This window comes from Rhizobium sp. P1_E1 (assembly GCF_056406015.1).
The window spans coordinates 1-6,048 of sequence record NZ_JBFUAY010000243.1 but is presented as its reverse complement, the minus strand read 5'-3'; the positions used below and the strand labels follow the sequence as shown (position 1 = coordinate 6,048).

At 57.9% G+C, this 6,048-nt stretch carries 5 protein-coding genes and 1 pseudogene; 4 read left to right on the top strand and 2 right to left on the bottom strand.

Annotated features, from left to right (window positions below):
• Together AC1D1Z_RS32805 and AC1D1Z_RS32800 are read right to left on the bottom strand one after the other, a co-directional pair.
• Positions 1 to 379 (bottom strand): annotated as a pseudogene (locus AC1D1Z_RS32805) (right-handed parallel beta-helix repeat-containing protein); the annotation flags it as partial.
• On the bottom strand, positions 376 to 1,695 hold the full coding sequence (locus tag AC1D1Z_RS32800; protein WP_477853017.1) for an O-antigen ligase family protein: 1,320 nt from the start codon (positions 1,693 to 1,695) through the stop codon (positions 376 to 378). The gene AC1D1Z_RS32800 and the pseudogene AC1D1Z_RS32805, both read right to left, overlap by 4 nt.
• 618 nt (positions 1,696 to 2,313) lie before the next feature.
• Between AC1D1Z_RS32800 and AC1D1Z_RS32795 the strand changes: the two genes are divergently transcribed.
• The 4 genes from AC1D1Z_RS32795 to AC1D1Z_RS32780 all read left to right on the top strand — a co-directional run.
• Entirely contained in the window at positions 2,314 to 3,264 is a 951-nt protein-coding gene (locus AC1D1Z_RS32795) for a glycosyltransferase family 2 protein (RefSeq protein WP_131647629.1), read from the top strand.
• The gene (locus AC1D1Z_RS32790; protein WP_131647628.1) at positions 3,261 to 4,361 is read left to right on the top strand and encodes a glycosyltransferase family 4 protein; all 1,101 of its coding nucleotides are present in this window, start codon (positions 3,261 to 3,263) and stop codon (positions 4,359 to 4,361) included. Before AC1D1Z_RS32795 ends, AC1D1Z_RS32790 begins: the two co-directional genes overlap by 4 nt.
• A complete protein-coding gene (locus AC1D1Z_RS32785) occupies positions 4,355 to 5,497 on the top strand; it encodes a glycosyltransferase (protein ID WP_131647627.1) in 1,143 nt (380 codons plus the stop codon). Before AC1D1Z_RS32790 ends, AC1D1Z_RS32785 begins: the two co-directional genes overlap by 7 nt.
• On the top strand, positions 5,494 to 6,048 hold a 555-nt coding region (locus AC1D1Z_RS32780; protein WP_477853014.1), incomplete at its 3' end, for a Wzz/FepE/Etk N-terminal domain-containing protein. The genes AC1D1Z_RS32785 and AC1D1Z_RS32780, both read left to right, overlap by 4 nt.

Below are 6,048 nucleotides of genomic sequence, written 5' to 3'. Positions count from 1 at the left end.
AATCGCCTTTTCCCAGCGCGATTGTGTTGGTGCCGCCCTTCTCACGGGCAGCATCACGGGCTCTTTCGATGCTAGCGAAAGGGCCGTCGCCACTCTGCTCATCTGCGGTTGGTAGGAGGCCGCTCCAGGTGTCCTTACCATCGGGAGAAACGTAAAATATCGTCCGCGCCCCGGTGCTGCTGCTCAAAATGTCGCTTAAAGAAGTTCCATCCAACTTGGCTGACAAAGTCGCGGAAGCTTCCGCGCAAGTGGCCTCCCTGACGAGCATCTGCAAGCGCTCGGGCGCATCTATCTCTGTCCCTACTGGAGCCGGATTGCCGGACTGCGGATAGAGCATGACAGGCAAAATGCTCAGGATCAGTCCAAAATGCCGCCTCATGATATCTGCAACCCGCTCGCAACGCCACGCGAGGGCGCCTGCCGAGGTGGCGAACGGCTGAGCGAAACGACGGGCGCGTACAGCGAAAACATGATGATGGCTGCGGTAAACAGGATGAAGATGGCATCATTCTGAACGAAAAAAATACTCTCGGTCAGATTCATCACCAGAATCATGATTGTTAGGACGTTGAGCCAGAGCCACCCGTACTGCGTATCGTGACAGTGAAGGACCGCGCCCCGGCGGATTGCCTGAGGAAGCATCAGAACAAACGGAATCATTCCCGTTATTCCAAAGCTTAACAAGATATCGCGGTATCCATTATGCGCGTGGGGCGCCGGCCATCCGAGCTTTAACCACATGTGCGTCGCTTCCGGGTTCGCGGTTGTCCAGAAAGCCTGGTAGCCATAACCAAGAAACCAACKATCGGATATTTCGCGATCAACCAGTTCCCACAATGGCACCCGACCCGTCAAAGTCGCGTCCTTGCCGAGCGCTTCAAGGGCCGGAACCAGGAATTCGTGAAGCGAAATCAGAATGCCGAGAGACAGCTGAATGAAAAACAGGACGATGACGACGCGGCCAATGCTGCTGCTTCTTTGCAGGAGGGAATAAAAGCCGATTAGGCAATAGGCCACCGACGTTGCAATGATCGCGGTCATTGATCCGGAGCTTGCAAGGCAAATCACACCCGCGGCCAATACGATGAACGCGGTTCGCCGCAGGCCGAGCGTCCCGTCTATCAGCACGGCAGTCGCGACCAGGATCGTCAGAGCTGCGTACCAGCCCAGGACGTTCTTGTGAATGAAGACGCCCCGCATAGAACCATCCGGCATACTGGCGAGGGCTGGTGACACCAAGGAGATAACCACACTGAGGACGCTACAGGTTCCCAGGGTCACAAATAACAGGAACAGCAGCTGCCTTGGCGTGAACCGTATCGCCAGAACGTAGGAAAGAAGTACACAAAACAAAAGGCCGATGGCGCGCCTCAAGGTCGTTGGAGGTGCTATTGACCACAGGGTAGACAAAAACGGCAGGACAAGGATCAGGGGAACAATCAGATTTCGCCTGAGCGCCGTTAGAAATTGCGGAAAATTGCGTATCAGGATCACGATTGTAAATGCATACACAGGAAAGCAAGGAAGACGCAGCATGGATTTGGCAGATTCGCTGAGCGTTCCGTCCGCATCTGACAGGATGAGTGGCAGAAAGGCGCCTGCCTGAAGAAAAATGGATATGCTGGCGCCCCAGCATTCGATGACCCGCCAACTGATGGTTGGTCCGCTGGCAGTTCCGAGGCTATCTACTCTCATTATCCGTCCCGACTGACTTGAAACACAAGCGACTGTTGATCGCGGCAGATCAAAAAACAGGTGTCGGCATTCGTGCTGCACTGCTCCCAAGCAACCATTCAGCCACATCCGCAGTCAACCTGTCCTAGTGAAGGGCGGGCTACGCCTAATGCACCTTCGCTCCACCTAAAGACTATGGTGTGCGTAAGACTTCAGCCGGTGCTTAGCCAAAAGACGGGTCTTCATGTCACCGGATTGCCCTTAAGAGCAGATGTTGCACATGTCGGTTCACCGGTACCGTGGCAACGATCGTCTTGTGAAGCGTGGTGGGTAAGCCGCGTTTCCGCTGGCATGAGGCAACAATTCTGACAGAGGCTCTCTCTGCAGTCGAAGCCTGGAAGGTTTAGGATTTCTATGTTTTTGCGTCATGATCCTAGTTCTCTATGCAACACGACGGGCGCCCTACTCGGCGTGGCGATCTCATCGGCTCTGCGCGAGATGCTGTCCGGCCGACAAAGGACTTTGGATATCACCATCCCTGAGGCTCCAAACCTCGATGGCCGCGCCAAGGACGACGTCTTAAGCAACTTTGCGCTGCTGTATAGCGGTGCAACGCCGCAATCCGCCTGAGAACGCGTCATGGAGCAGCCAGCCCTCAGTGTCCTCATCAATAATTACAACTACGCTCGCTTCGTCGGGCGGGCGATAGACAGCGTGTTGAACCAGGACGCGCACAACGTCGAGATAATCGTCGTCGATGACGGCTCTACCGACCAGTCGCGGTCTGTTCTGGACGCGTATGACAGCCGTGTGAAGGTGATCTTTCAGGAAAACGCAGGACAGGCCGCCGCAATCAATACCGCTGTGCGCGCAAGCGCGGGCGAGATCCTCTGCTTTCTGGATGCCGACGATTGGTGGGCGCCGAGCAAGCTGTCGGCGACGGCTGCAGCGTTCCGCGCAAACCCTCAAGCATCGCTCGTCTATCACCGACTGCAGCCAACGCTTGTCGATGGCACGCCGACTTCCAAGCCGATCCCTCGAAGCCTGTGTTCGGGCGCTTTGTCGCCGCTGCTCACGAGATCGGCTGGTTGGTGGCCTTTTCCGATGACGTCAGCCATCGCGGTACGACGTAGCGCATGGAATGCTGCGGGCAGCATTCCCGAGCAATTCCGCATATCAGCCGACGCCTGGCTCGTGGGGATCTATCCGTTTCTGGGGGACGTTATTGCCATGCCGGATTCGCTTGGATTCTACCGCATCCACAATAACAACTGGTATCGCGCGACCGAGGATGCGACCACGCTAAGGAGGCGGATGACGCACTGGCAGCATACCGTTGAAGCGACGAACCTTTTTCTCTCAGCCCATGAACTGCCGGCAAGACTACATCTGACGGATCACTATCCCTATCGCATCGCGTCGGCAAAGCTGCAGGGAGCCGATGCACGCACCCGGTTCAAGCTTGCCGTCGAAGGCCTCTTCTTTGCCGGCGAACCGAACCTGCTCAGGCGGACGCGCGATAGTTTGCGCTCGGCGCGCGGCCTGTCACGGCTCGGTCTGGACGTCGGCTTGTCGGAGGCAGCGAAATGAAGGCGCTGCTATTGGTTTCCGAACTCGAAGACTATACCATCTCGTTTGCCAGCGGCGTTGCCCAACACCTAGACGTTGTGCTTGCCGTGCCGCGCCGGCGCTACGCACATCTCGCCTCTTCCATCGATCCAGCTGTCGATCTGCACCTTCTGGACTGGCCGAGACACCGTTCTGTCTCCAATCCCTGGTTTCTGTACCAGCTTACGCGTCTGATCCGGCGGGAGCGGCCGAACCTCATCCATCTCCTCAGCAATTCGACACTTTGGCTGAACCTCGCCGCGCCGTTCTGGCGCCCGATCCCGCTTGTGACGACCGTTCATGACGTGGAAATCCATCCCGGCGACTCCGATACGCGTACGCTGCCCGGCTGGGCCCCCGAATTGATGGTGAAACAATCCGGACATCTTGTCGTCCACGGTGAGGGACTGAAGCGGCTGGCCGTTGATCGATATTCAAAATCGCCGGACTGTGTCCATGTCCTGTCGCATCCCTCCATCCTTCGCTATGCAGAGCTCGCCCGGCGACAGAAGATGGCGCCGCGCGAAGCGGATGGAACTATACGCGTCCTGCTCTTCGGACGGATTTTTGCCTACAAAGGCCTGGAACATCTGGTCCGGGCCGAGGCGATGCTGAAGGACGTACTTCCCAACCTGCGCATCACGGTCGCAGGACGTGGCGACAATCCGCTTATCTTCCAGCCGCTCATGGGGGAAGCCGGCCGCTACGATATTCGCAATCGTTTCATCGAGGATGCAGAGGTCGCCCAGCTTTTCCTGGACACCGACATCGTCGTGCTTCCCTATACGGAAGCATCCCAAAGCGGTGTGCTCAACCTTGCGGCCGCATTTGGCAAACCGGTCATCGTTACGGATGTCGGTGAATTGCGAGGCACCGTTCAGCCCAACGGGCTGGGAATGGTGGTCCCTCCCGGAGATGCCAAAGAGCTCGCGGCAGCAATCAGGACATTGGCAGACAACGGCGAGCTTAGAAACAATTTCGGTGCCAATGCGATTCAATGGGCACAAGGACCGAATTCGCCTGAACGGGTCGGCGCCCAAGCCGCGGCCGTTTATCGGGAGGTGGTCGGGTCATGCTGATGGAGGCCCTCACGGACAGAAGTCGAATGGCAGCACCGAACGCGGCTAGCGTCCGCCACTATGTTCCGGGCGGCTGTGAGAACGGCGGCGGAATTGGCAGGCTGATCGGCTATATAACAGAGACCGCGAAAGAGACTGGAACGCAACATTTCGTCACCGATACCAGAGGGGCTCGATGGTCCAAGGTGGCATCACCCGCACGCCTGCTCGCCGCCATCCTGACGATGGCAAAGGACCGGATTGTTGCGCCCGCTCGCATTCACCATATCCATATCGCCGGCCGCGGCAGCACCTCCCGAAAACTGATCCTGACCGAGGCTGCCCGTTTGTTCGGGTGTTGCCACATATTGCACCTGCACGATTACGACTATGCCGGCGACTTTGCGCAACGCTCGCCGCGCCAACAACGGCTCATACGTCGGATGTTTCAAAATGCCGATTGCGTTGTGGCGCTCGGCCAGCGCGATCGCATGACGCTGACGACACTGCTGGGCGTTGACGAGCGCCGCACGGTCGTTGCCCATAATTGCGTCCCCGACCCTGGGTCGCACGATATTCGCGTCGGTCAGATACCGTTGATCGTATTCCTTGGCCGGTTGAGTGAACGCAAGGGGGTCAGAGAGCTTCTGTTGGCGCTGAGCCACCCGGTCATGAAAGAACTCCAGTGGCGGGCTGTACTTGCAGGCGACGGACCTGTCGAGGATTATCGCCGTCAGGCTGACGCCATGGCGCTTGCGAATCTGGTAGAAATGCCCGGCTGGCTTGACGCCGGTGAGGCGCGAGCCCTGTGTGCGCGTGCAGATATACTGGTTCTGCCTTCGCACGCCGAAGGTCTGGCAATGGCCGTGCTCGAAGGGCTGTCCCACGGTCTCGCCGTCGTCACCACGCGTGTCGGGGCGCATGACGAAGTCATTACCGACGGCGAAACCGGCATCTTCGTCCCGGTCGGAGACCAGGATGCCCTGGCTGCGGCCCTGGCGAAGCTGGTGTCCGATCCAGAAATCTGTATCCGCCTCTCGGTCCAGGGGCGCACACATTATCTCAACCATTTCAGCATGAGGGCCTATATGCGGTCGCTCGAGAAACTTTACGAAACCGTTTCCGCGAAACCTCAAGCAATGGTTGGCGCACGATGACGATTTCCACTGTTCCGCCGGACCGCAACCTTCCGATCTCGCCGATGCGCTACGATCCTCGCTTTCAGGTGGAGACCAAGGCGGACAACTTGGATCTGGGATCCGTCTTCCGTCTCGTCCGGCGAAGAATGATCATGATCATCGCGATAACCGTTCTGTTCATGGCGCCCGCGGCGATTATGATCTTTGGGTTGGAGCCCACCTACCAGGGCTGGGCCCGGTTAATTGTCCACCAGCCCCTCGCAACATCACTTGATGCGGACGATGCCAGCCACAGTGATCTGCTTGACGCGAAATCGGAGACTGAACGGCTTCGATCCAGAAGCATCGCAGAGCGTGTTGTCCGCGAACTGCATCTTGAAGTGCGGGAGGAATTCAATCCTGCGCTGCGGGAGATCTCGTTCATTGAAAGGGTCCGGGCCACGTTGCGCGGCCTGTTCGACACAAAAAAAACCGCCCCGCCTGATCGGGACAACATCAACGCCATCATCCCGGAATATTTTAGGGCGCTCGGCGTGTGGCATGAAGATAAGAGTGACGTTGTCCAGATC

What these genes read in the sequence shown, in the direction of transcription:
- AC1D1Z_RS32790 (WP_131647628.1), top strand. Translation starts at nt 3,261, where the DNA reads ATGAAGGCGCTGCTATTGGTTTCCGAACTCGAAGACTATACCATCTCG.
- AC1D1Z_RS32795 (WP_131647629.1), top strand. Translation starts at nt 2,314, where the DNA reads ATGGAGCAGCCAGCCCTCAGTGTCCTCATCAATAATTACAACTACGCT.
- AC1D1Z_RS32785 (WP_131647627.1), top strand. Translation starts at nt 4,355, where the DNA reads ATGCTGATGGAGGCCCTCACGGACAGAAGTCGAATGGCAGCACCGAAC.